At 43.5% G+C, this 26,300-nt stretch carries 25 protein-coding genes; 22 read left to right on the plus strand and 3 right to left on the minus strand.

Annotation, left to right across the window (positions count from 1 at the left end):
• The first annotated feature begins 21 nt into the window (after positions 1-21).
• The 19 genes from B5D82_RS11110 to B5D82_RS11200 all read left to right on the plus strand — a co-directional run bounded on the left by B5D82_RS11110 (position 22) and on the right by B5D82_RS11200 (position 19,517).
• Positions 22-765 carry an SDR family NAD(P)-dependent oxidoreductase gene (locus B5D82_RS11110; RefSeq protein WP_081151561.1) on the plus strand — a complete coding sequence of 248 codons (744 nt, stop codon included), beginning with the start codon at positions 22-24 and terminating at the stop codon, positions 763-765.
• Positions 766-775: 10 nt separating this feature from the next.
• Complete coding sequence (locus B5D82_RS11115) at positions 776-1,414, plus strand: nuclear transport factor 2 family protein (RefSeq protein WP_081151563.1); 639 nt, start codon at positions 776-778, stop codon at positions 1,412-1,414.
• 23 nt (positions 1,415-1,437) lie between these two features.
• On the plus strand, positions 1,438-3,300 hold the full coding sequence (locus B5D82_RS11120) for a long-chain-acyl-CoA synthetase (protein WP_081151565.1): 1,863 nt from the start codon (positions 1,438-1,440) through the stop codon (positions 3,298-3,300).
• Positions 3,300-4,511 carry a thiolase family protein gene (locus B5D82_RS11125; RefSeq protein ID WP_081151566.1) on the plus strand — a complete coding sequence of 404 codons (1,212 nt, stop codon included), beginning with the start codon at positions 3,300-3,302 and terminating at the stop codon, positions 4,509-4,511. Before B5D82_RS11120 ends, B5D82_RS11125 begins: the two co-directional genes overlap by 1 nt.
• A gap of 1 nt (position 4,512) precedes the next feature.
• The gene (locus B5D82_RS11130) at positions 4,513-5,448 is read left to right on the plus strand and encodes a bifunctional OB-fold nucleic acid binding domain-containing protein/MaoC family dehydratase (protein ID WP_081151568.1); all 936 of its coding nucleotides are present in this window, start codon (positions 4,513-4,515) and stop codon (positions 5,446-5,448) included.
• Positions 5,449-5,631: 183 nt separating this feature from the next.
• Positions 5,632-6,522, plus strand: coding sequence for a VOC family protein (locus B5D82_RS11135; protein ID WP_081151569.1), 891 nt, complete (start codon positions 5,632-5,634; stop codon positions 6,520-6,522).
• The gene (locus tag B5D82_RS11140) at positions 6,523-7,398 is read left to right on the plus strand and encodes a CoA transferase subunit A (protein WP_081151571.1); all 876 of its coding nucleotides are present in this window, start codon (positions 6,523-6,525) and stop codon (positions 7,396-7,398) included.
• Between the two features lie 14 nt (positions 7,399-7,412).
• A complete protein-coding gene (locus tag B5D82_RS11145; RefSeq protein WP_172820641.1) occupies positions 7,413-8,228 on the plus strand; it encodes a CoA-transferase subunit beta in 816 nt (271 codons plus the stop codon).
• Complete coding sequence (locus B5D82_RS11150) at positions 8,228-9,094, plus strand: enoyl-CoA hydratase (RefSeq protein ID WP_081151574.1); 867 nt, start codon at positions 8,228-8,230, stop codon at positions 9,092-9,094. Before B5D82_RS11145 ends, B5D82_RS11150 begins: the two co-directional genes overlap by 1 nt.
• Positions 9,095-9,099: 5 nt before the next feature.
• Complete coding sequence (locus B5D82_RS11155; protein ID WP_094122798.1) at positions 9,100-10,206, plus strand: NAD(P)H-dependent flavin oxidoreductase; 1,107 nt, start codon at positions 9,100-9,102, stop codon at positions 10,204-10,206.
• Between the two features lie 14 nt (positions 10,207-10,220).
• Complete coding sequence (locus tag B5D82_RS11160) at positions 10,221-10,973, plus strand: enoyl-CoA hydratase family protein (RefSeq protein WP_081151577.1); 753 nt, start codon at positions 10,221-10,223, stop codon at positions 10,971-10,973.
• 7 nt (positions 10,974-10,980) lie between these two features.
• Positions 10,981-12,144, plus strand: a complete 1,164-nt coding sequence (locus tag B5D82_RS11165) for an acyl-CoA dehydrogenase family protein (RefSeq protein ID WP_081151579.1) — start codon at positions 10,981-10,983, stop codon at positions 12,142-12,144.
• 11 nt (positions 12,145-12,155) lie between these two features.
• Positions 12,156-13,217 (plus strand): acyl-CoA dehydrogenase family protein, encoded by a 1,062-nt coding sequence (locus B5D82_RS11170; RefSeq protein ID WP_081151580.1) that lies wholly within the window; start codon positions 12,156-12,158, stop codon positions 13,215-13,217.
• Entirely contained in the window at positions 13,217-14,368 is a 1,152-nt protein-coding gene (locus tag B5D82_RS11175; protein ID WP_081151582.1) for an acetyl-CoA C-acetyltransferase, read from the plus strand. The genes B5D82_RS11170 and B5D82_RS11175 overlap by 1 nt, the downstream gene beginning before the upstream one ends.
• Positions 14,369-14,383: 15 nt before the next feature.
• Positions 14,384-15,265, plus strand: coding sequence for an SDR family oxidoreductase (locus B5D82_RS11180; RefSeq protein WP_081151583.1), 882 nt, complete (start codon positions 14,384-14,386; stop codon positions 15,263-15,265).
• Positions 15,265-16,839 (plus strand): amidase, encoded by a 1,575-nt coding sequence (locus B5D82_RS11185; RefSeq protein WP_081151585.1) that lies wholly within the window; start codon positions 15,265-15,267, stop codon positions 16,837-16,839. The genes B5D82_RS11180 and B5D82_RS11185 overlap by 1 nt, the downstream gene beginning before the upstream one ends.
• 341 nt (positions 16,840-17,180) lie before the next feature.
• Positions 17,181-18,128, plus strand: a complete 948-nt coding sequence (locus B5D82_RS11190) for an NAD(P)-dependent oxidoreductase (RefSeq protein WP_157673881.1) — start codon at positions 17,181-17,183, stop codon at positions 18,126-18,128.
• A gap of 132 nt (positions 18,129-18,260) precedes the next feature.
• Positions 18,261-19,046: an SDR family oxidoreductase gene (locus tag B5D82_RS11195; RefSeq protein ID WP_081151588.1), complete on the plus strand. Its 786-nt coding sequence runs from the start codon at positions 18,261-18,263 to the stop codon at positions 19,044-19,046.
• A 9-nt stretch (positions 19,047-19,055) separates the two neighbouring features.
• Positions 19,056-19,517 (plus strand): MaoC family dehydratase, encoded by a 462-nt coding sequence (locus B5D82_RS11200; protein ID WP_081151589.1) that lies wholly within the window; start codon positions 19,056-19,058, stop codon positions 19,515-19,517.
• 98 nt (positions 19,518-19,615) lie between these two features.
• Here the strand turns inward: B5D82_RS11200 and B5D82_RS11205 are convergent, their stop codons facing one another.
• The 3 genes from B5D82_RS11205 to B5D82_RS11215 all read right to left on the minus strand — a co-directional run bounded on the left by B5D82_RS11205 (position 19,616) and on the right by B5D82_RS11215 (position 22,498).
• Complete coding sequence (locus tag B5D82_RS11205; protein ID WP_081151591.1) at positions 19,616-21,184, minus strand: FAD-binding protein; 1,569 nt, start codon at positions 21,182-21,184, stop codon at positions 19,616-19,618.
• Positions 21,185-21,271: 87 nt separating this feature from the next.
• Complete coding sequence (locus tag B5D82_RS11210) at positions 21,272-22,063, minus strand: SDR family oxidoreductase (protein WP_081151592.1); 792 nt, start codon at positions 22,061-22,063, stop codon at positions 21,272-21,274.
• Between the two features lie 72 nt (positions 22,064-22,135).
• Complete coding sequence (locus B5D82_RS11215) at positions 22,136-22,498, minus strand: nuclear transport factor 2 family protein (protein ID WP_157673882.1); 363 nt, start codon at positions 22,496-22,498, stop codon at positions 22,136-22,138.
• 255 nt (positions 22,499-22,753) lie between these two features.
• Between B5D82_RS11215 and B5D82_RS11220 the strand changes: the two genes are divergently transcribed.
• The 3 genes from B5D82_RS11220 (at position 22,754) to B5D82_RS11230 (ending at position 26,269) form a co-directional block, all read left to right on the plus strand.
• Complete coding sequence (locus B5D82_RS11220) at positions 22,754-24,199, plus strand: NAD(P)/FAD-dependent oxidoreductase (RefSeq protein WP_216628988.1); 1,446 nt, start codon at positions 22,754-22,756, stop codon at positions 24,197-24,199.
• Positions 24,200-24,420: 221 nt separating this feature from the next.
• Positions 24,421-25,377, plus strand: coding sequence for an AraC family transcriptional regulator (locus tag B5D82_RS11225; RefSeq protein WP_172820642.1), 957 nt, complete (start codon positions 24,421-24,423; stop codon positions 25,375-25,377).
• A gap of 121 nt (positions 25,378-25,498) precedes the next feature.
• Positions 25,499-26,269 carry a class II aldolase/adducin family protein gene (locus tag B5D82_RS11230; protein WP_081151597.1) on the plus strand — a complete coding sequence of 257 codons (771 nt, stop codon included), beginning with the start codon at positions 25,499-25,501 and terminating at the stop codon, positions 26,267-26,269.
• Positions 26,270-26,300: the final 31 nt, after the last annotated feature.

Genomic DNA, 26,300 nt, shown 5'->3' on the forward strand with positions numbered 1-26,300 from the left:
CAATGACTATAGGAAACATACATGAAACATCAAGATCAAGTTGTGTTAGTAACTGGCGCAGGGCAAGGCATGGGACAAGAGATAGTACGTCATTTTGCTGATGCTGGTGCCAAAGTGGGCGCTGTCGATATAAATAAAGAAGCATTAACCGCCAGCGTAGATGAGCTTAATGGCTCGGTCAACGGTGAAGTTATTGCCATTACCGCTAATATCGCAAAAAGTGATTCTGTGCGTGATGCAATAGCAGCTGTAGTGGAAAAATTTGGCCGTCTTGATGTCATTATTAATGTCGCGGGTGTTGGGTCATTTGATACTTTTATTGATACCCCTGATGAACATTGGGATAAGGTGATTGCAGTTAACTTAACGGGTACTTTCTTGTGCTGTCGCGAAGCCGCTAAAGTGATGACAAAACAAGGTTCTGGTAGCATTATCAATGTATCTAGTACCGCCGCTTTAACAGGTGAAGGCCCAAGCCATTATTGTGCATCTAAAGCAGGTGTTATGGGCTTAACCCGTAGCATTTCTCGTGAACTTGCGGCGAGTGGAATTCGTGTAAATACCATTATTCCTGGTCCAACAAATACGCCTATGATGGCTGATGTTCCAGATGAATGGACACAAAAAATGATTGCAGATATACCACTTGGCCGTATGGGTGAAAGTGAAGATATCGCCAAAGTAGCCAGCTTTTTAGCTTGTGATGACTCTGGCTTTATTACCGGACAAAATATCGCTGTTAATGGTGGCATGGCCTTTATTTAAGGAAGTAACAATGAGTAAATCAACTTCAATGAGCCTTGAACAGCGTATTGATAGATTAGAATCTATTGAAGCAATTCGTCAGTTGGCCGGTAAATACTCCTTATCATTAGATATGCGAGATATTGACGCCCATGTGGGTTTATTTGCCCCTGATGTCCGTGTTGGAGGTGGCAAAACTGGACGTGCGCATTTAAAAGCATGGGTCGATTCAACCTTACGAGATCAGTTCACGGGTACCTCGCATCATCTCGGACAACATATTATTGAAATGGTTGATGAAGATCATGCCATTGGTGTTGTTTACTCTAAAAATGAACATGAAACAGGCCCCGAATGGGTGCTAATGCAAATGTTGTATTGGGATGATTATGAGCGAGTTGATGGTGTTTGGTATTTCCGCCGTCGCTTGCCTTGTTATTGGTATGCCAGTGATATTAATGCTGCGCCGATTGGTGATATGAAAATGCGCTGGCCGGGTCGCGAACCTTACACTGGTACTTTTCATGATTTATTCCCATCATGGCAGGCATTTTGGCAGAACAGACCTAACGCAGATGAATTACCAGAAGTTGCCGCTCCTGCACCACTTGAGCACTTTCTTCGAACTATGCGTGGTGACACGCCAGCGCCTAGAATTCGCGTTCGATGATATAGAAAATAGGAGTATACACCTTGGATAATACCACAATCCCCTATGCAGGTAGTCTTGATAACGCACCCGTATCAAGAGCCGCAAGTCAAGAAAAAATGGACGCACGTGCTATTGCATCTCGTTCAGTTAGTCCCTCGCAAAAATACAGTATTGCAGATCGCTTAGAAGAAAAAGCGCACAGCCAAGGTGATGCTCCTTTCTTGGTTTACCAAGGAAAAACCTTTAGTTATGGCGAAGTTAATGCTCAGGCCAATAAATTTGCCAAAGCTATACAAGCCCGTGGATTAATGGAAGGTGACTCATGTGCCATGGCATTTGAAAACCGTCCTGAATTTTTCTTTACTTGGTTTGCTTTAACCAAATTAGGTGTCGTGGTGGCATTTATCAACTCACAAGTACAAGGTAATGTGCTAGTACATGCCATTAACACTACCGGCAGTGATGTGGTTATTGTTGGTGAAGAATGTATTGAGCGTTTTATTGAAACACCAGAGCTAGTAAACAAAAAAATATGGTTAGTGGCTGATGCTGAATTAACCGAAAAGCCACCCTTGCCTAGCTGGATTGATAATACTTTTGACGCTGATGTCGCAGCCCAAAATGGCGAAAGCTGTTCAATGGCTCGTGGCGCAACCGATGGTGAAACACCGACATTACTGATTTTTACATCGGGCACAACTGGGCTGCCTAAGGCGGCTATTTATAGTCATATGCGCTGGTTAACTTCTGGTGATGTTATGGTTGAAACAGTTTCAGTTACCCCAGATGATGTATTTTATTGTTGCCTGCCGTTATATCACGGTGCAGCAGCTACCTCGGTTACTTCAACAGCGCTTGCTGCAGGGGCAAGTATCGTTGTTAGACGTAAATTTAGTGTCAGAAACTTTTGGCCTGATATTCAAAAATATAACATCACCATATGCCAATACATTGGTGAAATTTGTCGTTACTTATTAAATTATGCTGAAGCGACCGATAACAAGCCTAAAGATCATAAATTACGTTGCATGTTAGGTGCTGGCTTAACAGAAACTAGCTGGCGTCGTTGGATTGAATATTTCGGAGAAATGGATATTCTTGAAGGTTGGGGCTCTACTGAAGCGAATACCAACCTACTCAACTTAGATAACCATATTGGCTCTTGTGGCCGAGTACCTCGTTGGGATAGAACCAACTTTAAACTGGTGAAATTCGACACAGAAACCGAAACGCATGTCAAAGACGAAAAAGGCCATTATATTTTATGTCAGCCGGGCGAAGTAGGCGAAGGCCTAGGTATGATTATCAATCACCCTGACTTTGGTGGTGGTCGATTTGAAGGCTATACCTCTAAAGAAGGTACTGAGCAAAAAATTATTCGCAATGTATTTCAAGAGGGCGATTCTTACTGGCGTTCAGGCGATTTGCTACGTTATGACGAAAATGGTTATTTCTATTTTGTTGATCGTATTGGTGATACATATCGCTGGAAAAGTGAAAATGTTTCTTCACAAGAAGTAGCGACTGCACTCGCTGAATATGAAGGTGCTGAACTGATGAATATTTATGGTGTTCAAGTGCCTGAACATGAAGGACGTGCAGGTATGGCCGCTATTGTGATGCAAGAAGGTTGTCAGTTTGACCCTGTTGCATTTTATGAGCTTACAACCGCTAAAGTGCCCAATTATGCCGCACCACAATTTGTCCGTGTTAGTAAAGCCGCAGATATGACCTCAACTTTTAAACTGCGTAAAGTGGATTTACAAAAGCAAGGTTATGATCCTGTTGCTTGTGGTGAACCAATTTTTGTTCGAAATGATAAATTAGGTTGTTACCTCGCTTATAGCGATAGTGTTTTACAAGCAACGGGCTTTCCACCGTTTTCTACAGCTGAGGAAAAATAATGGGATTAGCAGGAAATGCCGCTATTGTTGGTGCGGCGCAATACAAACCCGAAAAATACCAAACTGCGCCACAAATGTTTCATTTGGAACAAGTGGCTGACTTAGCGCATAAAGCGTTACTTGATGCTGGACTTCATAAAGACGACTTAGATGGACTTTGTATCAATGGTCCGCACTTTCATGAAGCGTCAGTGTTTGTACCCGCCATGGCGGCAGAATACTTAGGTATTGAAGTTAACTTCGCTGAAGTGGTTGATTTAGGTGGCTGTACCGCTGTTGCTCAGATTTGGCGCGCAGCAGCCGCCATAGAAATGGGCTTATGTCAGGCAGTGTTGTGTGTAATACCAGCAAGAATGGCGCCGCTAGCACCTAATGAAGACCCCGCATGGATGATGCAAGCGATGCGTTATGGTGGTCATAGTACTGCTTTTGGTGCACCAGAAGCCGAGTTTGATTTACCTTATGGCCATATGGGACAAAATACTGGCTATGCCATGATTGCTCAGCGATACGCTCAACAATATGGTTATGACCAATCTGCAATGGCTAAAATTGCCGTAGATCAACGCTTTAATGCCCAATATCACAAAGACGCGATATTTCGAGGCAAAGAGCTGACCATTGAAGAAGTCTTAGCTTCTAAATTAGTGGCTGATCCATTACATGTACTTGAAATTGTGATGCCGGTAGCTGGTGGCGCAGCCGTTATTGTTGCTTCTAAAGAATTAGCAGCAAAAGCGAAGAAACGTCCTGCTTTTGTTACAGGCTTTGGTGAACGTTTATCATTTAAGTCACCAACTTATGCAAAAGAGATGACAGTAACACCCGTAGCAGAAGCGGCAAAACGTGCTTTTGCCATGGCTGGTTTAACACCGCAAGATATCCACGCGACGCAAATTTATGATTGCTACACGATCACGGTGTTGTTATCACTTGAAGACGCAGGCTTTGTCCCTAAAGGGGAAGGTCAACGTTTTATTAAAGAGCATAACTTAACCTTCAAAGGCGACTTCCCAATGAATACCCATGGGGGGCAACTAAGTTTTGGCCAAGCGGCATCTGCAGGCGGATTTTCGCAGGTAATTGAAGCGTTTGATCAAATTTCTAACTCTGCTGATGAGCGCCAACTGAAAGGCTGTGACAATGTATTTGTTACTGGCACTGGTGGTGTGATGAGTGAGCAGGGTGCATTGATATTGCAAGGGGGTTAGCATGGCAACTTTAAAACCAATGCCGTTAGCAACAAAAATTTCAGCGCCATTTTGGCAGGCACTGAAAGAAGAACAATTAAAAATTCAGCAATGTAATCAATGTAATGGTTGGGTATTCTTCCCACGCAATCACTGTAGCCATTGTTTGGCACATGATCTTGAGTGGCAGCAAGTCAGTGGTGAAGGTACGTTATATTCATACACACTTACTCGTATTCCAACCATGCCTGAATTTAGTGATGAAATGCCACAAGCACTTGCGGTGGTTGAATTAGCAGAAGGTGTGCGCATTAATACCACCTTAATCGATGTTGCAGAAGCCGATATTAACATTGGCATGGCGGTTAAGCCGGTGTTTGATAAAGTCACCCCTGATGGTGATACTTTATTGCGCTTTACCTCAATAAATAATGCCGGTGGCGTACGTGAGTATGTAGATCCATTAAAAGGTCTTGAACAAAACGCAAAGGGACAAGTGCAAGTGCCAGTCAGTAATCTTGCTGCGCTTTATGCCCTTGCAGATAATAAGTTTACCCAGTGGAGTAATACGGTGCTTGTTGATCAGGACTTGATCAACGCTTTTGCTGAGTTATCCGGGGATGATTATTGGTTACACACAGACCCAGAACGAGCTAAAAAAGACAGTCCATTTAAAACCACGATTGCTCATGGCTCTTTAGTACAGGTATTACAGTCTAGATTAACTATTGCGTTGCCTTTTGAAATCACGGGCTTTGGGACCATGGTTAACTACGGCTCTAATCGCTTACGATTTCCTGCTCCAGTGCCCGTAGGCTCAACCATACATGGCCGTAGTAAAGTAAAAGATATCAGTGTCAGCCATAAAGGTGTGCAATTAACCCTTGAAATGAATATTCATGTAGTGGGTAATGAAAAACCTAGCGTGATTAATGATTTAGTGATCCTTTACCGCTAAAAAATCCCGATCAAACTTACAGCCGTTTAACATCCAAAATGTTAAGCGGCTGACTTCTCTATAGTTTTAACCTCCTGATTTATAACTTTTTTAATCCTTATTGTTTTTAGTCTTAACGGACGATGAAGCGCTTGCTCTTTGCTTTGATAATGAACCTAATCACAAATTTGTATGAGAGGGTTTATGGATATTCGCGCACTGGGTTATTTTGTTGCACAGACTGATAACACACAAGAATGGAAAGACTACGCTGAACAGGTATTGGGGATGATGACATCTCCAACCGATGAAGGGGGACTTTACATTAAGATGGATGAGCGACCGTTTCGTATGCTTATCGTGCCTGGTAATGAAAAGCGTTATCTCGCCTCTGGTTGGGAGTTATCGAATCAAGGCGCTTTCAACGACGCTAAACAAACCTTAAAAGATAAAAATGTAAGCTTTGAAGAAGCTGATCAAGCAACTTGCCAGTTACGTGGCGTACAAGCGATGTTAGTGGTGAATGATCCTTCGGGCAATCGCCATGAACTTTATTGGGGCCATGTCTCTGATTGCCAACCTTTTGTTTCACCACAAGGTGTACCAAATTTTGTCACCGGTGATATGGGGCTAGGTCATACCGTTTTACCTGCGCCGAACTTTGATGAAACTTATCAGTTTTTGCAAGACGTGCTGGGTTTTGAATTATCAGACCTTTTTAACTTTAAACCGGCACCTGATGCTCCGCCAGTACGTATTTACTTCTTACATTGTGCTAATGCGCGTCACCACAGTTTAGCGATTGCTGAATTCCCAGTGCCAAGTGGTTGTGTACACGCCATGGTAGAGGTTGAGAGTATGACTGAAGTTGGCCGTGCTCATGACAGACAACAACAACAGGGTGTCGATCTGTCGGCTACTTTAGGCCAACATTTAAACGATAAAATGATTTCTTTTTACATGAAAACCCCATCTGGCTTTGATTTAGAGTATGGCTATGATGGCCTTCAAGTTGATAATTGGGAAGAGCATTGCGCTTTTGAGTTTAGTCGCGTGAGCCTTTGGGGCCATGATTTTTCAGTAGGACAAAAATAAATGAACAAATTAAAAACTGCAACTGAGATGGTTGCTGAATTACGTGACGGCATGACAATCGGTATTGGTGGTTGGGGACCTCGTCGCAAGCCAATGGCATTAATTCGTGAGATTGTACGTTCTGACTTAAAAGATTTAACTATTGTCTGCTACGGCGGCGCAGATGTTGGAATGTTATGTGCTGCAGGTAAAGTTAAAAAATTAATCTTTGCTTTTGTATCGCTTGATTTTATCCCATTAGAGCCTTTCTTTCGCAAAGCGCGTGAGCAAGGTGAATTAGAGCTAATGGAAATTGATGAGGGCATGTTATTGCTCGGTCTTCGTGCCGCAGCTTGGGGATGTCCTTTTATTCCGACACAAGTGGGTTTAGGTACCGACGTACTTAAACATAACCCTGACTTAAAAGTTGTTGATAGCCCTTATGATGATAAAGAGTGGGTAGCAATGCCGGCCATTAAGCTTGATGCTGCACTTGTTCATGTTGACCATGCCGATGAACGTGGCGTATGTCAGATTTCTGCACCTGATCATCACATGGATGATTGGTTTGTTCGGGCGGCGAAGAAAAGCTATGTCAGCTGTGATGAATTGGTGACTAGTGATCACTTTAATAGCCCAGAAGCAGCACGTCAGGTATTTTGGGAACGTAGTTTAACGACTGCAGTTTGTCACTTACCTGGTGGCGCGCATCCAACCAGTTGTGCTCCTTTCAATGGTATTGATAATAAGCATTTCTTGCATTACAACAAATGTGCGAAAGAGGGGGGTTTTAGTGCCTACAGTGATGAGTTTATCAATGGTAAAACAGAGCAAGAATATCAAGAACTTCTTGGCGGTCTTGCTGCTATCCGTGCTATCCCACAAACGACTTATTAAGGCAGGACATTAAAATGACAACTCAGTACAGCTTGGCAGAATTAATGATTTGTGCCGCATCAACAGCTTTTGATAACGACGGTGAAGTGTTAGCAACCGGCATTGGGGTAATCCCACGTTTAGCTGCAACGTTATCAATGAGCACAAAAAATCCTGATCTGATGATGACTGATTCAGAAGCATACTTACTTAGTGAGCCAAATCCTATTGGTCCACGCAGTGATGACTTTGTTCAGCGCAACGAAACATGGATGGGTTTTTCTCGTATTTTCGACAACGTTTGGAGCCGTAAGCGCCATGCGATGATCGGTCCAACACAAATTGATCAATTTGGTCAAAGTAACATTTCAGCATTGGGCAGTGATTACGATAAACCTAAAATCCAAATGTTGGGTGTTCGTGGTTTACCGGGTAACTCGATCAGCCATGCTAACTCATTCTTTGTCCCTAGCCATAACAAACGTGTATTTGTGGCCAATGAGTGTGATGTGGTTTGTTCTATTGGTTATAACCCTGAGCGTTTGCCTAAAGGTTATCAGTTAGATGAAGTCGATATTCGTCTCGTGATCACTGACATTTGTGTTATGGATTGGCAAGGACCAAATCATCAACTACGTTTAGTTAGCCTGCACCCTGGTGTTAGTGTTGATGAAGTGATTGAAAAAACAGGTTTTGCTATTCATGTTGAAGACAATACACCGACTACGGCTGCGCCAACTGATGAACAATTAGCCATAATCGCAAAGTTTGACCCACATAATATTCGTGCTAAACAACTTAAAGATAACCCTCCAGGTGTTCGTGCTGCGGCGGTTACTGAGGATTCATAATGAGTGAAGTTCAAACCATTGACGATGTTGTATTGTATGAAGTACGTGACAATATTGCCATAGTGACTATGGATCGTCCTGAATATAACAATGCGCAAAACTCTCAAATGACCTATGCGCTTGATAAAGCATTTCAACTAGCCACCAACGATGACGAAGTTAAAGTGATTATACTTGCCGGTAATGGTAAGCACTTTTCTGCTGGTCATGATATTGGTACGCCAGGCCGCGATGTTGATAAAACATTCGAACGTACGCAACTTTGGTACGATCATGTTAATAAACCTGGCGGTGAGTTTTTATATGCTCGTGAGCAAGAAGTGTATTTAGGTATGTGCCGCCGCTGGCGTGATCTGCCTAAACCTACTATCGCCATGGTGCAAGGTGCTTGTGTTGCTGGTGGTTTAATGCTCGCTTGGGTGTGTGATTTAATCATCGCAGATGACAAAGCATTTTTCTCCGATCCGGTTGTTCGTATGGGCATTCCTGGTGTTGAATACTTTGCTCATGTGCATGAATTAAACCCTCGTATTGCGAAAGAATTTTTATTCACTGGCGATCGTATGCCAGCTGAACGTGCTTATCAGATGGGCATGGTTAACCGTGTTGTACCCGCTGCAAGTTTACGTGAAGAAACTTTCAATATGGCAGAGCGTATTGCGCAAATGCCAAGAATGGGTTTGCAATTAACTAAACAAGTAATTAATAACGCTGAAGACTTAATGGGTAAACGCTCGACCATGGATATGGCTTTTGGCCTACATCATTTTGCCCATGTCCATAACGAAGCTATTTCTGGCGATCGCTTAGGTGGTTTTGATGCCAAAGCTATGGTTAAAGCCAATAAGTCAGCAGCAAAGGAATAATAACTATGAGCACAGAGAGCAGTAATACCGATGGCCGCTGGAATACGCCGTTAACAAAAGCACTGGGCTGTCGTTATCCTATTATTCAAACGGCAATGGGCTGGGTCTCTGATGCTAATTTAGTTATCGCGACAACACGGGCCGGTGGCTTTGGTTTCTTGGCTGGAGCTACTATTGCCAGCGAAGATGTTGAAGGTGAAATTAAAAAAGTTATCGATGCAACCGGTACCAGTAATTTCGGACTTAATTTTCACATGTTTCAAGAAAATGCTCAGCAGTGTCTTGATTTAGCTATTGAATACAAGTTGCGTGCGGTCAGTTACGGACGTGGTCCAGACCAAGCAACAATCGCCCGTTTAAAAGCGGCAGGCGTATTATGTATTCCCACGGTTGGCGCGGTTAAACACGCCATTAAAGCGGTTGAATTGGGTGCTGATATGGTGACGATTCAAGGTGGTGAAGGTGGCGGACATACCGGCAGCGTGCCTAGCAGTATTTTATTACCACAAGTGTTAAATGCCGTGTCCGTGCCGGTTATTTGTGCCGGAGGTTTCTCTTGCGGGCGTGGGCTTGCTTCAGTACTTGCAGCCGGTGCCGATGGTATGGCGATGGGCACGCGTTTTTTATTAACCTCTGATGCGCCAACACCAAAAATTACTCAACAGCGTTACTTAGATACCCATGATGTGGCCGATATCAGAATTTCTACCGCAGTAGATGGCATGCGTCATCGCATGATTAACAATCCATTTATAGATGAGTTAGAACGCTCTAGTGGTATGAAACGCCTGTGGCTTGCACTGCGAAGTGCACGACAATGGAAAAAAGAAACCGGTATGACTTTAAGTCATATGATGAAAGTATTTTTTAAAGGCTTTCGTGAAGACCCGACCGCGGTGGCAACGTTAATAATGTCGGCTAACCAGCCGGTGTTAATACAAAAATCTATGGTCGATGGTAATCCTGATGCCGGTATTTTACCGAGCGGTCAAGTTGCTGCTGCTATTAACGATTTACCCAGCGTAGAAACTCTCATTAACGAAATTATCACTCAAGCAGACACTTGCATTGAGCAACTAATCACCCGCCGGTCTAACCGGTCAGCTGAATAAGGAAGCTACTTGTTATGAATCCAGCATTTAAAAGTCATATTGAAAATGGTATTGCGGAAATTGTCATCAATAAAGCGCCAGTCAACGCATTAGACAGTGTCGAATGGCAAGCATTAGCCGACCTTATTAATGCCACCGGAAAAAATCTTGATGTTAGCGTGTTAATTATCCGCTCTGAAGGCAGAGGTTTTTGTGCCGGTGTTGATATTAAAGAATTAGATCAATACCCCGAGCGTATTGTCAGTGTGAATGCCGGCAACTACGAAACCTTTAAAGCCGTTCATTTATGTCCAATTCCTGTGATTGTGGCATTACATGGCTACGTATTAGGTGGCGGTATTGGTATTACAGGTGCAGCTGATATCGTTGTTGCATCAGAATGTACAACTTTTGCTTTACCAGAAGTTGACCGTGGTGCCATGGGTGGCGGCGCGCATTTACAGCGTTTATTTCCTGTACAAAAAGTGCGTTATTTATTTTTTACCGGTGAAACTATTTCAGTACAAGACGCTGACAAATATGGTTTTATCGAGCGTATTGTGCCGAAAGACCAGCTGCGCGAAAACGCATTAGAGATTGCTGGCAAAATTGCCGCTAAAAGCTCAGACATGATCCGAATCGCCAAAGAAAGTTTAAATGGTATTGAAGACGGTGATTTAGAAGCTAAATATCGCTGGGAACAAGGTTTTACTTTACAAGCCTATACCAGTCCTGATTCCGCTGAAACTCGCCGCGCGTTTGTTGATAAACGCGACGCAAATTTTTGAGGCTAATATGAAATTAACTTATACACCGGAACAACAAAGCTTTCGCCTTGAAGTGCGAGAGTGGTTAGCGGCCAATGTGCCCAAAGAAAAACTACCAACTTACGACACCAAAGCAGGTTTCGAGTTACACCGCGAGTGGGAACGTAAGTTACACCAAGCTGGGTATTCTATGGTGATGTGGCCAAAAGAGTACGGCGGACGCGGTTGTGATTTAATCGATTGGCTTATTTTTGAAGAAGAATACTATGGTGCTGGCGCGCCAGGTCGCGTTAATCAAAATGGCCAGCTTTTACTGGGCTCAACATTGCTTGAATTTGGTACACCAGCGCAAAAAGCACAATTTTTACCCCGAATGGCATCAAGCGATGATATGTGGGCGCAAGCTTGGTCTGAGCCTAATGCGGGTTCTGATATGGCGAACATTAGCAGTAAAGCACTTCTAGACGGTGACCATTATATTCTCAATGGCCAAAAAACTTGGTCTACTCGTGCTATATACGCCGATTGGGCTTTTGGTTTATTCCGCTCAGAAGTTGGCTCGAAACGCCATCATGGATTGTCATTTTTGATGGTACCACTAGACGCAGAAGGGGTGACAATTCGCCCGATTAAAGCGTTAGATGGTGAAGATGCCTTTGCAGAAATTTTCTTTGATAACGTTAAAGTACCTGTTGAACACCGCATTGGTGATGAAGGCAAAGGTTGGCATGTTGCTATGGCTACCGCTGGCTTCGAGCGTGGCTTATTATTACGCTCACCAGCACGTTTTCAACAACCGGTGCGTAAACTAGTTCAGCTTTATCGTGATAATAAAGCATCCGCTGATCGTGACCCGTCAATCGGTGTTGCCGTCGCTAAATGTTGGTCAGACGCTGAAGCGTATGCTCTTTCAGCCTACAACACCGTAGGACGACTCAACAGTGGCGCTAAAATTGGCGCAGAATCGAGCTTAAACAAAGTGTTCTGGTCAGAGCTTGATTTGCTAATTCATCAAACGGCAATGAATATTCTTGGCGCTACCGGTGAGTTACTCGCGTCGGGATCTCTTGCACAAGAGCAGGCTTATTGGCTTAACGGCTTTTTATTCGCTCAAGCTGGGCCGATATATGCTGGCTCCAATGAAATTCAACGTAACATTGTTGCTGAGCGTATGCTTGGCCTACCTAGATAAAGAGCGCAACTATGGACTTTACCTTTACTGAAGATCAATTAATGTTTCGTGAAGCCATCAGTCGTTTTTTAATGACTGAGGCGGCACCGGAAAAATTACGCGAAATCTGGGAAACAGCAGAAGGTCGTTGCCCAGAGTTAAGAAGCAGTATGGCAACACAAGGATTAACCGCATTATCTATTCCAGAAGCCGATGGCGGCTTAGGCATGGGTGATATTGCTTGGTCATTAATGACACAAGAGCTGGGTTACTACGGGATTCCTGACTCGCTTGCTGATACCGCTTATGTCGGTGCCGGATTATTTTCTGCCCTAGGCGATGATGTTGCCGGAAAAAATGATTATCTAACAAAAATTTGTGATGGTGAATTGCGTTTAGCCATTGGCCATCAATGCAGCCCATTAGTTGCTGATGCCCACCTTGCTGAAGTTTTACTTTTACAACATGGTGATGAAGTACATCTTGTACCACGTGACAACATTGATGAGGTGGTTAATCAAAGTATTGACTCATCTCGACGTTTGTCACAAGTGACTTGGCAACCTAAGCCAGAAACCTGTATCGCAAGTGGTGAAGCAGGGGCAAAAATTTGGCATGAAACCTTAAACCGTGGTGCATTATCTGTTGCTGGTCAGTTACTGGGTTTAGCTCAGCGTATGCTAGACCTTAGCGTTGACTATAGTGTTCAACGTAAACAATTTGGCAAAGCCATTGGTAGCTTTCAGGCGGTTAAACATCACTTAGCGGATGTTGCTGGCAAAATTGAAATAGCCAAACCTGTATTATATCGCGCGGCTTGTTCTCTGGAAAATAACCACCCATTGACTGATGTTCATGTCTCGCAAGCGCGTAATTTTTGTAGTGAAGCTGCGGCATTAGCTGCTCGTCATGGTCTTCAAATACATGGCGCTATGGGTTATACCTGGGAGGTTGATTTACAAATGTTTATGAAACGCAGTTGGGCCATTAACAATACCTGGGGCGATAGCATTTTCCATCAAGCGCGAGTACAAGATTATGTCTTAAATTCTGACGCTGATCTCGCACCATCTAAGACCTTTGAGGGCGCATAATGACACAAGCATATATTGTAGATGCACTACGTACACCGACAGGTCGACGCAAAGGCGGCTTATCTCATGTTCATGCTATTGATTTGGGGGCTGCGGCGTTAAAACCGTTAGTTGAACGCAATAATATTCCACCAGAAGATTATGATGACGTTATATTCGGTTGTGTTGACACGATTGGTTCACAAGCAGGAAATATCGCCCGTACCAGTTGGTTAGCGGCAGGCTTACCCATGAATGTACCGGGTACAACAGTTGACAGGCAATGTGGATCTTCACAGCAAGCCGTGCACTTTGCTGCCCAAGCCGTGATGAGTGGTACACAAGATGTTATCGCTGTTGGTGGTGTTCAAACCATGACGCAAGTGCCTATTTCTTCGGCGATGTTAGCGGGGCAACCCTTAGGTTTTACCACACCATTTGCTGAAAGTAAGCTCTGGGATGCACGCTTTGGCGACGCACCAGTTAATCAATTCTATGCAGCACAACGCATTGCTGATCACTGGAATATTAGCCGAGCCGATATGGAAGTATTTGCCCTTGAGAGTCACCGACGTGCACTTGCTGCAGCGGCAGAAGGGCGTTTCGACCGTGAAATTGTTGCTGTTGAAGGTTTATCGGCTGACGAAACACCACGCGTAAGTACCTTGGAAAAAATGGCCAGTTTAGACCCTGTCGACCCAACTTATCCAAGTATTACAGCCGCGGTATCAAGCTCAGTTTGTGATGCCTCTGCTGCGATGTTGATCGTGTCAGAAAAAGCCCTGAAAAAATATAACTTAACGCCAAGAGCGCGTATTCATCATATTAGCGTGTTAGGCGATGACCCTATTTGGCATCTTCGAGCGCCTATTCCTGCGACGCAAGCGGCATTAAAAAAAGCTAACTTAACCTTAGATGATATTGACTTAGTTGAAATCAACGAAGCTTTTGCGTCAGTGGTGATGGCTTGGTTAAAAGAAACCGGTTATAGCCATGAAAAAACCAATGTTAATGGCGGCGCTATTGCCCTAGGTCATCCTTTAGGGGCAACAGGTGTTCGATTAATGACAGGCTTGTTACACGAACTTGAAAGAACTGGTGGGCGTTATGGCCTGCAAACAATGTGTGAAGGCGGCGGTTTAGCCAATGTCACGATCATTGAACGATTATAATTGAGGAGAGAATTTATGGCTATTTGCCAAGGACGTACCGTTATTATCACGGGTAGTGGGGGTGGTTTAGGTCGCGCTTATGCACTCGCTTTTGCACAAGAAGGTGCAAACGTAGTAGTTAACGATATCCGTTTAGACGCTGCAGAGTCAGTGGTTAATGAAATTAAAGCGGCTGGTGGTAAAGCGATTGCCAACAGTAGCGATATTACCAAAACGGCAACCGCACAAGAAATTGTTGATGATGCCATTGCCGCTTTCGGTGAAGTGCATATTCTGGTCAATAATGCCGGTGTTTTACGTGACGGTATGTTTGTAAATTCTACTGAAGATGAGTGGGATATGGTGATGCAAGTTCACCTTAAAGGCCACTTTTGTTTAGCTAACATTTTAAGCCGCCGCTGGCGTGACCTAGCTAAAGCAGGTAACCCTGTGGCAGCACGTATTATCAATACTAGTTCAGGTGCAGGCCTGCAAGGTTCAGTAGGGCAATCAAATTACTCTGCCGCAAAAGGTGGTGTTGCAACATTAACCTTAGTACAAGCTTCAGAGCTTGCTCGCTATGGCATTACTGCTAACGCACTTGCACCAGCGGCTCGTACAGCGATGACCGAATCTGCGATGCCAGACCTAGTTAAAAAACCAGAAGACGATAGTTTTGACGCTTGGGCACCCGAAAACGTTGCCCCATTAGTGGTATGGCTTGGTAGCGAAGGCTCTGGCGAAGTCACTGGCCAGGTTTTTGAAACCCAAGGTGGCCGTATTTCACTGTGCGATGGTTGGCGTACTGGCCCGACTCTTGATAAAGGTGCGCGATTAGACGTTAATGAAGTTGCCAGTGTTATTGAGCAGCTAAATCAACAAGCACAAGCACCACAAAAGGTTTGGGGAAGTAAGTAATGACTAAGGTAAATTTAGATAGAAGACGACTAATGCAGGCTTGTGGCGCGATAGGTAGTGTGTCGATGCTAGGTTTATCTTTAAACGCTCAAGCTGCCAAGCTAGCGGCCACTAAAGCACCTAGCTTGTCGTTAAACGATTATGAAAACTGGGACATGTCAGCCATGGCTGGCATGTTACGGGCTGGAGAAGTCAGCCCGTTAGAATTAACCGATGCCGCGATTAATCGCTTTGAACAAAATACTGATTTAAATGTTGTCGCGGTTAACCATTTTGATATGGCACGCGAATCGGCAAAAAGTTTAAGTAAATTAAGCACAGCACAACGTGCTGAGCAGATGCAGAACAGACCTTTATTGGGTGTGCCGTTTGCCTTAAAAGATTTAGGTGTTGGCTTAGCGAACACGATTACGACTAATGGATGCCAATTTTTTAAAGACAATCTTGTTGAAGAAAACTCAACGTTAGTTAACCGCTACCAAGCAGCGGGCCTTAACATTATGGCGAAGCTTACGAGTCCTGAGTTTGGTCAAACGCCAACAGGCGAGTCAACTTTACATGGCGATACGCTAAACCCTTGGGACAAACGTTATAGTAGTGGTGGCTCATCTGCTGGCTCGGCGGCTGCCGTAGCAGCGAGGATCCTACCTGCGGCACACGGCAGTGATGGTGGCGGCTCTATTCGTATACCTGCTTCACACTGTGGTTTATTTGGCCTTAAGCCGAGTCGTGGTCGTGTGGCTTCAGGTCCTGCAAGTCTTGAAGGTTCTATGGGGCTGTCAGTACATCATGCCTTGAGCCGAAGCGTGCGTGACTCTGCCCTGTTATTACAACTGACACAAGGCGCAGAATTAGGCTCTCGGGTAAGCTTAGCGAACGCAGATATGTTAGCAGCGCTAAAAGCTAAGCCGAAACGCTTAAAAGTTGCCTTAATGGAGAGTCATCCTTTTGGTTATCCAGTGCATCAAGATTGTAAAGACGCTCTGAATAAAACTGTCGCACTTTTAACTAGCTTAGGGCATATTGTCGAAAAAGCGCAGCCAGTATTGCCGCTTGAACAAATGTTTAAAGGCATGGGCGTCGCAACATCTAGCAGTTTATTAAATGCGGTACAGGCGAGAGAATTAACATTGGGCCGCGCAGCACGTGAAAACGAATTCGAAGAGCTTGTTTGGGGACATTTACAAAAAGCGAAAGAATTTAGCGCTCAGCAAATGTTGTCAGCACGCAAAGCTTTTGACCAAGGCGGCCAAGCCTTTGATCGCTTCTTTCAAGACTATGATGTGATTTTATCCCCAGTGACCACAGCGCCACCGCCAAAAATTGGCGCATTAACCTTAAATCAACCCTACGACGCCTTTGTCAAAGAGGTATTAAAGGCTTCACCCATTGCCGCTTTATATAACATGACAGGCTTACCTGCGATGTCTGTACCTCTGCATTGGAATGAAAGTGGCTTACCTATCGGCGTTCAATTTGCCGGTGCTTATGGCGCAGAAGCTGGACTGATTGCCCTGGCGAGCCAACTAGAGCAAGCCGCACCTTGGGCAGATAAAAAGCCTAACTTAAGTTAGTGTAGTTTACGTTAAGTAAGTGGATACGATACTAAGGATTTGTGTTAAACAGATCCTTTTTTATGTACAGGATGTACGGTATGCCGTGGTGACAGGACGTCAATGAACGTCTATAAATAGAAATTTATCAGTAAAGATTGCATCGATACTATAGTCACTAAGTGGACTGAAAACATCACATCAAAGGGCTGTTCACCTACAACTCGTAACGCCTCTATACTCAGTGCTATAAGCTAATTTAGTCTGCTTTGACGATGATTCAAGCTTTCGCCTCGGCTTATGCTATCAGCAAGTTCATAAAACCATTCATTTATTTAAATAACAATAAACTGAGAAGTAACATGCGACTAGCTTTACATTTTGACTTTCCTGGCTTACAAGATTCGCTACTGAAATTATTGCCCGAGCTTGAAATTATTTTGTTACCTTCAGCACCTGATTCCGTGCTTCCTGCTGACTTATCAGCGGATATTTTACTCACTTCGTCTCACTTGTTTAAGAGCAATCTAGAACAGGTTTTAGCTCAATGTGAAGGCTTAAAATGGGTACATGTATTTGGTACCGGCATTGATAACTTCCCTTTGCAGTTGATCAAAGATCGGGTGTTAACTTGTGGTCGCGGTGCTAGCTCAGTGCCTATCGCTGAATGGACGATAGCTATGATGTTAAGTTTTGAAAAACGCCTACCTGAGAGTTGGATTGAGTCGCCACCACAAGACTGGTTCGCGGCACCTAAACTTGGCACCTTGGCTAATAAAACTTTGGGGATTATAGGTTTTGGCACTATTGGTCAAGAAATTGCGAAACGTGCTTTAGCATTCGATATGCGGGTGTTAGCGAAAGTGAGATCTTTCAGAGCAAGCCCAATGAAAGGTGTGGAATTAATCCAAGATTTAAAGGAAGTTTTACAACAAGCCGATCATTTGGTTCTGGCATTGCCAGCAACCCCAGAAAGTCAACATTTGATTAACGCACAAACTTTGGCCCAAACCAAGCAGGGCGTGCACATTGTCAATGTTGCACGTGCTAGCATATTAGACCAAGAAGCCCTGAAATCCTTTTTAGATAGTGGTCATGTGGCACAAGCCTCATTGGATGTTATTACGCCAGAGCCATTAACGGCGGGTCACTGGGCTTATACACATCCTCAGGTTTTTTTAAGCCCACATATTTCATGGAATTCACCTGAAATGATGGGATCGCTTATGAACAGTTTTATTGTTAATTTAACCGCCTTCGCTAATAACGAACCTTTAACGGGAGTTGTTGATGTTAAGGCCGGCTATTAATTTGGTGATAGTAACTTCAGCAATTTTTCTATCAGCTATTAATAAGTTAGTCCGCTTTGACGATGATTGAAGTTTAAGATACGACGTATGCTGTCGGATAAGCATTATTAGCAAACCTATTCGGAGAAAAAAATGACCACAGTACCTCAATATGTAGAAGGACATGATCTTTTACGCGGAAAATCTGTTTTAGTGACGGCTGCCGCTGGCGCCGGTATTGGCTTTTCCGCAGCACTTCGCGCTGCAGAAGAAGGTTGTCGAGCGCTGATGATATCTGATATCCATCCGCGTCGTTTAGAAGAGGCGGTTGCTAACATTAAAGAAAAAACTGGCCTGACAGAAGTATTTGGTCAACTTTGCGATGTTAGCCAAGAAGAGCAGGTACAAACATTGATCAGTGCGGCAGAAGAAAAGCTGGCTGGTGTTGATGTTTTGATCAACAACGCAGGACTTGGCGGTCAAACCTCTGTGGTTGATATGACCGACGAGCAATGGAACCGCGTAATGGATATCACCCTAACCGGTACGTTCCGTATGACTCGCGCCATGTTACCCTATATGCAAAAACGCAAAGCGGGCGTTATTATTAATAATGCTTCAGTGCTGGGTTGGAGAGCGCAAAAAGAGCAAGCGCATTATGCTGCAGCAAAAGCCGGTGTGATGGCCTTTACTCGCTGTTCTGCATTAGAAGCCGCGGAACACGGTATTAGAATTAATGCGGTATCTCCATCAATTGCCTTACATGACTTTCTTAAAAAAGCTGCCAGTGAAGAAGTACTTGAACAATTAACGTCACAAGAAGCGTTTGGACGTGCAGCAGAGGTTTGGGAAATTGCTAACGTGATGATGTTTCTTGCCAGTGATTATTCGTCTTACATGACGGGTGAAGTTGTTTCTGTTAGCTCACAACGCGCTTAGGGGAATAAAATGGCAAATCAAATTATAACCAGTAAAGCGCAATTACTTGATTCAGCAGGGCTTAATTTAGGCGTAACCGAATGGATACCGCTTGAACAAAGTCGTATTGATATGTTTGCTGAAGCGACGGGCGATCACCAATGGATACATGTTGACCCTGTTAAAGCGGCTGCTGGGCCTTTTGGTGCTTGTATTGCTCACGGTTATTTAACCTTGTCGTTGGTTAACTATTTTTTACCGCAATTAGTTGATGTGCAAAATATTAGCATGGGGGTTAATTATGGTTGCGACAAAGTGCGTTTTCCAGGAGTGGTAAAAGCGGGCAGTAAAATTCGTGGCACAGGTGAAATTGTTAGCGTTGAAGCGGTTAAGGATAGCCTGCAAGTTGTGACTCGAGTGACTATTGAAGTCGCTGATCAACAAAGGCCAGCTTGTGTGGTCGAAACGATTAGTCGCTATACCTTCGCATAAAGCACTTTATTATCGTCTAAAGCAAGATTGATAATTAACCGATTGTATGGCTACAATCGGTTTTTTTTGCGTTGAATCTAGCCCCGCTTTAGCCTACTTTAGCCAGTTTTAATTGCTTGCGCTGCTCGACGACCCGAATAGACACAATCAGCTAAACTTAAGCCGCTAACATAAGAATGTGAGCAAATACCTACCGCCGCTCGACCTACGGCATATAAACCCTTTATAGACTGTCCTTGCTCGTTTAATACCCTTGATGTTTGTTCATTAACCACAAGGCCGCCAAGACTTAACGCAGGGCAAGGCACGTTGGGGTTATTAATTGAAATATCGATAGCATAGAAGGGGGCTTGCAATAAGGGTTGCAGGTACTTGTCTGCTTTAGCGAAAGTATCTTTGTTGGCTATAGTGTTATCATTATAAGTTTTTAACGTTTGCTGTAGCGTATCAACAGGTAACTTACATGCTTTAGCTAACCCTTCGATCGTATTTGATTTTTTTGTGCTAGTTGCTAATAAAATACGATTTGGTAACCATTGATGCCAAGCAATCTTTATTGGAAGAGCTTGGAGTTTAATTTCTTTTAGCAGTTTACTATCAACGATCAACAGGCCTTTACCTTGATTTTTATTGACCATATGTTCGGCAGTTTTTGCGCCATAGAGATCTTCATTAACAATGCGTTGACCATTTTTCGCCACTAACAATCCTTTACACATAGCGGTTGGAGGCGAAATAAAGCGCCATGCTGAAAATCGCTCCATAAACTTAGTTGTGCCACCGGCATTGACCGCGAGATTAATGCCAGCGCCGTCACAGTTTTCACCCAATGCTTGGCAATGACGATAGATAGGAGCATGTAGCTTAACCATCTCTCGATTAAAAACAAAACCGCCACTAGCAAGGATAACGCCTTGTTTCGCTGCTATAAATTGTTGTTCTTGTCTCTTGAGTTTATTACTGATTTTACCTCGAAGTTTGGTACTTAAACTCGGTTTTAACATGGTGAACTTATTGGCAAGCCTTACGGATATGCGGCTGAGAAAGTCGCCATTGTCGTTACCAAGCTGTTGGAAGCTAACGCCAGATATTTTGCTATTTTTATTGCTTGTTAACGCGGTAACATTAGCAAAATTTATTTGCTTAATGTTATCGTTACTGGCAACACGTTTACGTAATTGCTGATACAACACTTTACCGGTAAATGAAGGCCCCTTGGTGCGGTGCCCGCGACGCGCTGGGCTGGCACTTCCAATATAAGGTGAACAAATTTCGTTGCCTGAATAATATAAAAAATATCCCTCGGGTGGGTACGAGGTTTTTTCATCATAGGTGGTGGCGTCAAAGGGCACACCTTGTTCCATCAGCCAATCGAGATTAGCACTACTTTGTTGGCAAAAGTCACGCAAAGTCTCGTCTGATACCGCATCAAGCACTTCTTGTTTAAGGTAGTTAAACATATTATCGACGGTATCATTTTCATTCGCTTGTTGTTGTATTTTGGTGCCTCCACCAGCGTAAACAACACCACCACTTAAGGCACTGGCACCGCCACCAGCAAAACGATCTAAAATAATAACTGACAGCCCTTGGTCTGCAGCTTCAATGGCTGCGCAAAGCCCTGCAACGCCACTACCCACAATAACTACATCACACTCATGACTCATTTGTTATCCCCTATTAATTATTGACGAATAGCCTGGTATTTTGGCTATTCGAGTAACGTATTCTTTATGTTAAGACGTGAAAGCTAGTTATGAATTAGGTAAATAAGGTGGGGTGATAGTTGCGGCGTTGTCGACAGGAATCGCTGCTCCATTGATATGGCTTGATTCGTCAGAGGCTAAAAATAGCACCGTATTGGCAACAGCATCAGGCGTACAAATAAAGTTCATTACCCGTGTTCGGTCGGCAACGTTTTTACCTTTTTGAGCAAGGTCCATCCCAACTTCCATTGACATAGGTGTTGCGATGGCGTCAGGATGAATGGTATTACAACGGACTTTATTCTGCTTTTGCGAGCAATATACCGCCACACTTTGCGTTAAACCACGCACGGCGGCTTTGCTGGCACTGTAAGCTACAAAGTGCGGCATGCCCATAATCGCTGATGAAGATGACATGTTAATAATAGAGCCGCCATTACCTTTTTCTAGTAAAGGTAATGCCGCATGAGTACCTAAAAAGACACTGTCAGTGTTTATTTTCATTATTTTTTGCCAACCACTGTAGTCTTCATCTGTGATGCTAGCATGTTTTAAAATAGCGGCATTGTTGACGAGGATATCTAAGCGACCGTACTTTTGCTCAACCTGGGCAATTAAGTCAGTCCAACCTTGTTCGTCACTGACATCTTGTTTGACAAATATTGCTGTGTCTAGGCCGCAAGTTTGATTGATATCAGCGGCGACTTTTTCACCCTCAGCACTAATATCGGTTAAAACTACTTTCGCGCCATGCTTTGCAAGTAATTGCGCATTGGCCGCGCCAACACCTCGCGATGCACCCGTAATAATCGCGACCTTATCTTGTAATCGTTGACTCATCTATTTCTTCCTAATAGTTATGTAGATAATTGCCATTGAATAATTTTATTCAGTTAAAACCAATCCATCGGCTTAGACTAAATGGCAATTTTCTTCGCCCCAATACGCTTTCATTTCCGTGATAAGTCCTTGTTCATTGAACTTAAAGGTATCGATAATCTCCATGCGCATTTGGCCGGCTTCGCTTGGTAAAGTAATGGCGAAAGGAAATGCGACAAAGCCACCAGCAATTCGAACGTCTCCCAAGAGACTAGCACTGAGTTTGATGCAAGTTGCTTTACTATAAAATTCACGTATCGCGACTTTACCCTCAATGATTGGCGTACCAATAGGGTCTTCCAATGTTGCATCTTCAGCGTAAAGCGCAACGATACCATCAAGATCTTGTCTCGATAAGGCTGACATATATTGCTCTACAGTGCGTAATTTTGACATAGCAGTTCCTTTATAAAGTGTCTTTGGCGTTAAGGTTATTAGCCTCGAATTAATTAAACCCATTAACATAAACGAAGCATCGACCATTTGAGGTATAAGGGATTAGCATTTGCGGTATAAGCTATTAGTATCAATATCAGGCTGTTTGATCTTGTTTTATCAAAACAACTCGGTTGTTCAGTAAACTGTATGCAGCATGCTATATAGAAAACATTGACTAGGCATAATCGTTCCATACAAGGAAGGTATATTTTAGTGAAAAATTTTACAAGAAGAGAAGCTATTAAACGTACTGGTCAAGTTGCCGCAGGTGCAGCTTTAGCTATTGGTACGGGGTCAATCATCAAGAGTAAGCTTAATGATGATACACCGGTAATCTCTGATGCTGATTTGACTCTTTATGATACTGGCAATGTGCCTATTTCCTCTAGCGGCTGGGTTAAAGCAAAAGGCTTAAGCGAAAGCTATGCAGCATTGAATCAAGACATAACCACCGATGTTTTGGTTATTGGTGCAGGTTTGGCCGGCAGCTCGTTGGTACTGCATTTATCAGAACAAAACATTAATACGGTTTTAATTGAAGCGCGTCAGCCGGGGTGGGGAGCATCGGGGCGAAATGCGGGTCATGTACTGCCACTACTTAAAGATTTTGACGTTTTTGAAACATTTCCAGATAAAGGCAAGGCCTTCTTAGAACTTTTTAGTGAACATCATTCAATCCCATTTGATATTGCCGAAAAATATGGCATTGATTGTGATGCCAGCAGATCAGGTTATTTAAATGCCATTAAGTCAGAAACTGCTTTAGATAAATTTGCTAAGTCTTCAGCTAAATCAGCAGCGCTTTTAGGACAGAAAACTAGAACGATTGAAGCTAGCGAAATGCGTAAAATGACGGGCTCTGATTATTACCCTTATGGTGTTTTTTATGAGTCAGGCGGCAGAATTAACCCTTATCTTTTTACTAACGGTATGGTTCGAGTCGCTAAAGATAAAGGCGCACGAGTTTATGGCGAAACTGAAGCAACTACCGTAACACCTGACGGAAAAGGTTGGGTAGTTAACATGAAAAGTGGCGCACGTGTGCGTTGTAATAAGGTTGTTTTTTGTACGAACGCTTATTCCACTGACGTGGTGCCTGAATTTAAACAAAGCTGCTCGCCAATGACCGCCTATGCTTTGTCGACCAAGCCATTACCGAATGAATTACGCGATTTAATCATGCCAAGCAGAGCAACCTTAGCGCAGGTTCCCATTGACTTAAATCCTTTTATTATCGATAAGCATAATCGTATCATCATGGCGTCGATCCCAAGCAGCTCTCGTCCTCATGATGCTCATTGGCATTTTAAACAGCATATGCAGTGGGTTAACAGAACATGGCCTGAAACGAAAAATTTCAATATAGAACTTGAAGCTTATTGGACCGGACGTGTTGCAATGGGCCAGCAGGAATTTCCTGGTATGTATCAGTTAGCCTCTGGCATTTATGGTTTAATGCATTTTAATGCGTGGGGTAATGTTATGGCGCCTATGATGGGCATGGCCTTAGCAAAATCCATCGCGGCTGATAGGCCGGATACTTTACCTTTTCCAATAGTAACGCCAAATCAAGTGTCACACCCAGGCAAGCAGGAATTTCTAATTCGTAACCTGATGATCCCAGCTGCACGAACGGCACAGAATTTTGATTTGATCTAAAGTTTAAATAAGCATAGCATCGTAATAAATATAGATATCAATAAAGTGTTTAATTAACAAATTACTACAATGGCTTTTAGGCGAATATATATCATTATTAGTGTTGGTTTAAAAGGCAATCAAACACTTTAGGTGCTAACGCATATCTCTAGGAGTAAACAATTATTAATACAGATGCACGTTATATTATTTGGTTATTAGATTTTTTATCAAGTCTAGGTATGGATATCGATACCATCGCGGCCAACAATGGCCTCAGTCATAATGCGCTGCAGGATCCCAACGCCTTAGTTAGCGCCGAGCAACATAGAGGTCTACTGAGTGATGCACAGCGATGCTATCAGGGTAGTGATCTGGGGCTAATATTAGGCCTAAAACGTTCAGTGGCCACTCATGACCAACTTGCCTATTTAATGCTAAGTAGCGCGACATTGCGTGAAGCGAGCAATGCAGGTCTCAAATATCAGAATTACTCTGGACGTTTTTCGGGTAACCTTGTCGTGACTTCTTTTAGTGAAATTCAATCCGAGGGCTGTTATCAAATTGATGCCAAAGCAGAGCTTGGCGAATTGCGATTACTGGCCATAGAAGACATCTTAACCAATATTGTAACTACTTGTCGTTGGGTGCTAGGTCAGGCTTTACCAATAACTAAATTGCGTTGTAATTATCCGGCCCCAGCACACGTTGAGCAGTATCAATTGATTTTTCAGTGCCCTATAGAGTTTGATGCACCAACGACCCAACTGTTCTTTAATGCTAATATTCTTGATAAACCACTGCCGCAGTCCAGCCCACATAGTGTCACTTTATATACAAAACTATGTGAAGAAAAAAGTATCACTCGCAATCAAGGCAACATCGCTTGGCGACTTTCGCAATTCATTGTTGAAGACCCTGCCAACCCGCCATCTTTATACGATGTGGCGATTAAATTGCATTGCAGTCGCAGGACCTTGAGTCGCAAGCTACTAGCCCAGGGGTGGCGGTATCAGCAGTTAATTGATCAGGTCAGGGAAATCCATGCTCGTCGTCATTTAAGTGATCCGAGCTTATCAATTACCCGAATTGGACAGCAGTTAGGTTATGCCGATAGCTCTGGCTTTCATCGTGCTTTTAAAAAGTGGACTGGCTTGTCGCCTAGTGGTTTTCGCCAAGCATTATTTGCGGTGAGATAAATTATGTCTAATGGCCTCATCGGACAACAACCTGACACTAAGTGACAAGCTTTATGCTGTCGACTTACCTATTATTTTGCTATGAGTAATCTTTTACAAATAAACAGAAGGTATGAAAGTCATGAAAAAATTTGAAGGTGTTAACCAAGCGATGCTTGAACGCTTTGCAACGCGCCCAGGGCGCAAAGAACTTCTACCTGAGCTAAGTGCAAAAGCTCAAGTCGCGCTGATGTGTCGTATGCTTATTCGCGAAGGGTGGGATGAACATATTGCCGGACATATTACCTATCGCCTGCCTAACGGTAATATTCTTACTAATCCATGGGAATTAGCTTGGGGTGAACTGACTGCGAGCGATATTGTTACTCTTGACCCAAAAGGTAATGTTCTTGACAGTGATTGGAATGTTACACCAGCACTCGGCTTACATTTACAATTGCACGAAATGCGACCAGACGTACATGTTGTCATCCACAATCATCCGCACTGGAGTGGTATTTGGGCTTGTATGCAAAAAATACCACCTGTTTATGATCAAGCTAGTGCCTATTGTGGAGTTGAGTTACCGCTTTATGATGAGTATGAAGGTACCTTTGAAAACGAATCAACGAGTTTATCTGCAGTTGAAGCATTAGGTGATGCAAAGTGGGCATTACTGGCTAACCACGGCTCTTTAGTGGTAGGCAAAGACCTACGCCAAGCTCATCTTCGTGCTATTACTCTTGAATGGCGAAGCAAACGTGCTTATGAAGTGGAATTAGCTGGTGGTGGCAGACCGTTAAGTGACGAGGAAGTCAAGAAAGTGTCTATCGCTGATGATAATGGTTTCCCATTTGTTTGGGAGGCAATGGCGCGCAAAGAATTACGCCTTGATCCCGGTTTAGTCGACTAACTTGTCGAGTTACTTAACCAATAGAAGGAAT

The organism is Cognaticolwellia beringensis, from assembly GCF_002076895.1.
Taxonomy (GTDB): Bacteria; Pseudomonadota; Gammaproteobacteria; order Enterobacterales; family Alteromonadaceae; genus Cognaticolwellia; species Cognaticolwellia beringensis.

Excerpts from the sequence above, each read along its gene's own strand:
- B5D82_RS11155 (WP_094122798.1), top strand. The coding sequence starts at position 9,100 with ATGAGCACAGAGAGCAGTAATACCGATGGCCGCTGGAATACGCCGTTA.
- B5D82_RS11205 (WP_081151591.1), bottom strand. The coding sequence starts at position 21,184 with ATGAGTCATGAGTGTGATGTAGTTATTGTGGGTAGTGGCGTTGCAGGG.
- B5D82_RS11180 (WP_081151583.1), top strand. The coding sequence starts at position 14,384 with ATGGCTATTTGCCAAGGACGTACCGTTATTATCACGGGTAGTGGGGGT.
- B5D82_RS11130 (WP_081151568.1), top strand. The coding sequence starts at position 4,513 with ATGGCAACTTTAAAACCAATGCCGTTAGCAACAAAAATTTCAGCGCCA.
- B5D82_RS11185 (WP_081151585.1), top strand. The coding sequence starts at position 15,265 with ATGACTAAGGTAAATTTAGATAGAAGACGACTAATGCAGGCTTGTGGC.
- B5D82_RS11230 (WP_081151597.1), top strand. The coding sequence starts at position 25,499 with ATGAAAAAATTTGAAGGTGTTAACCAAGCGATGCTTGAACGCTTTGCA.
- B5D82_RS11200 (WP_081151589.1), top strand. The coding sequence starts at position 19,056 with ATGGCAAATCAAATTATAACCAGTAAAGCGCAATTACTTGATTCAGCA.
- B5D82_RS11115 (WP_081151563.1), top strand. The coding sequence starts at position 776 with ATGAGTAAATCAACTTCAATGAGCCTTGAACAGCGTATTGATAGATTA.
- B5D82_RS11150 (WP_081151574.1), top strand. The coding sequence starts at position 8,228 with ATGAGTGAAGTTCAAACCATTGACGATGTTGTATTGTATGAAGTACGT.
- B5D82_RS11165 (WP_081151579.1), top strand. The coding sequence starts at position 10,981 with ATGAAATTAACTTATACACCGGAACAACAAAGCTTTCGCCTTGAAGTG.
- B5D82_RS11190 (WP_157673881.1), top strand. The coding sequence starts at position 17,181 with ATGCGACTAGCTTTACATTTTGACTTTCCTGGCTTACAAGATTCGCTA.
- B5D82_RS11135 (WP_081151569.1), top strand. The coding sequence starts at position 5,632 with ATGGATATTCGCGCACTGGGTTATTTTGTTGCACAGACTGATAACACA.
- B5D82_RS11195 (WP_081151588.1), top strand. The coding sequence starts at position 18,261 with ATGACCACAGTACCTCAATATGTAGAAGGACATGATCTTTTACGCGGA.
- B5D82_RS11160 (WP_081151577.1), top strand. The coding sequence starts at position 10,221 with ATGAATCCAGCATTTAAAAGTCATATTGAAAATGGTATTGCGGAAATT.
- B5D82_RS11140 (WP_081151571.1), top strand. The coding sequence starts at position 6,523 with ATGAACAAATTAAAAACTGCAACTGAGATGGTTGCTGAATTACGTGAC.
- B5D82_RS11125 (WP_081151566.1), top strand. The coding sequence starts at position 3,300 with ATGGGATTAGCAGGAAATGCCGCTATTGTTGGTGCGGCGCAATACAAA.
- B5D82_RS11145 (WP_172820641.1), top strand. The coding sequence starts at position 7,413 with ATGACAACTCAGTACAGCTTGGCAGAATTAATGATTTGTGCCGCATCA.
- B5D82_RS11175 (WP_081151582.1), top strand. The coding sequence starts at position 13,217 with ATGACACAAGCATATATTGTAGATGCACTACGTACACCGACAGGTCGA.
- B5D82_RS11215 (WP_157673882.1), bottom strand. The coding sequence starts at position 22,498 with ATGTCAAAATTACGCACTGTAGAGCAATATATGTCAGCCTTATCGAGA.
- B5D82_RS11225 (WP_172820642.1), top strand. The coding sequence starts at position 24,421 with ATGGATATCGATACCATCGCGGCCAACAATGGCCTCAGTCATAATGCG.
- B5D82_RS11210 (WP_081151592.1), bottom strand. The coding sequence starts at position 22,063 with ATGAGTCAACGATTACAAGATAAGGTCGCGATTATTACGGGTGCATCG.
- B5D82_RS11170 (WP_081151580.1), top strand. The coding sequence starts at position 12,156 with ATGGACTTTACCTTTACTGAAGATCAATTAATGTTTCGTGAAGCCATC.
- B5D82_RS11110 (WP_081151561.1), top strand. The coding sequence starts at position 22 with ATGAAACATCAAGATCAAGTTGTGTTAGTAACTGGCGCAGGGCAAGGC.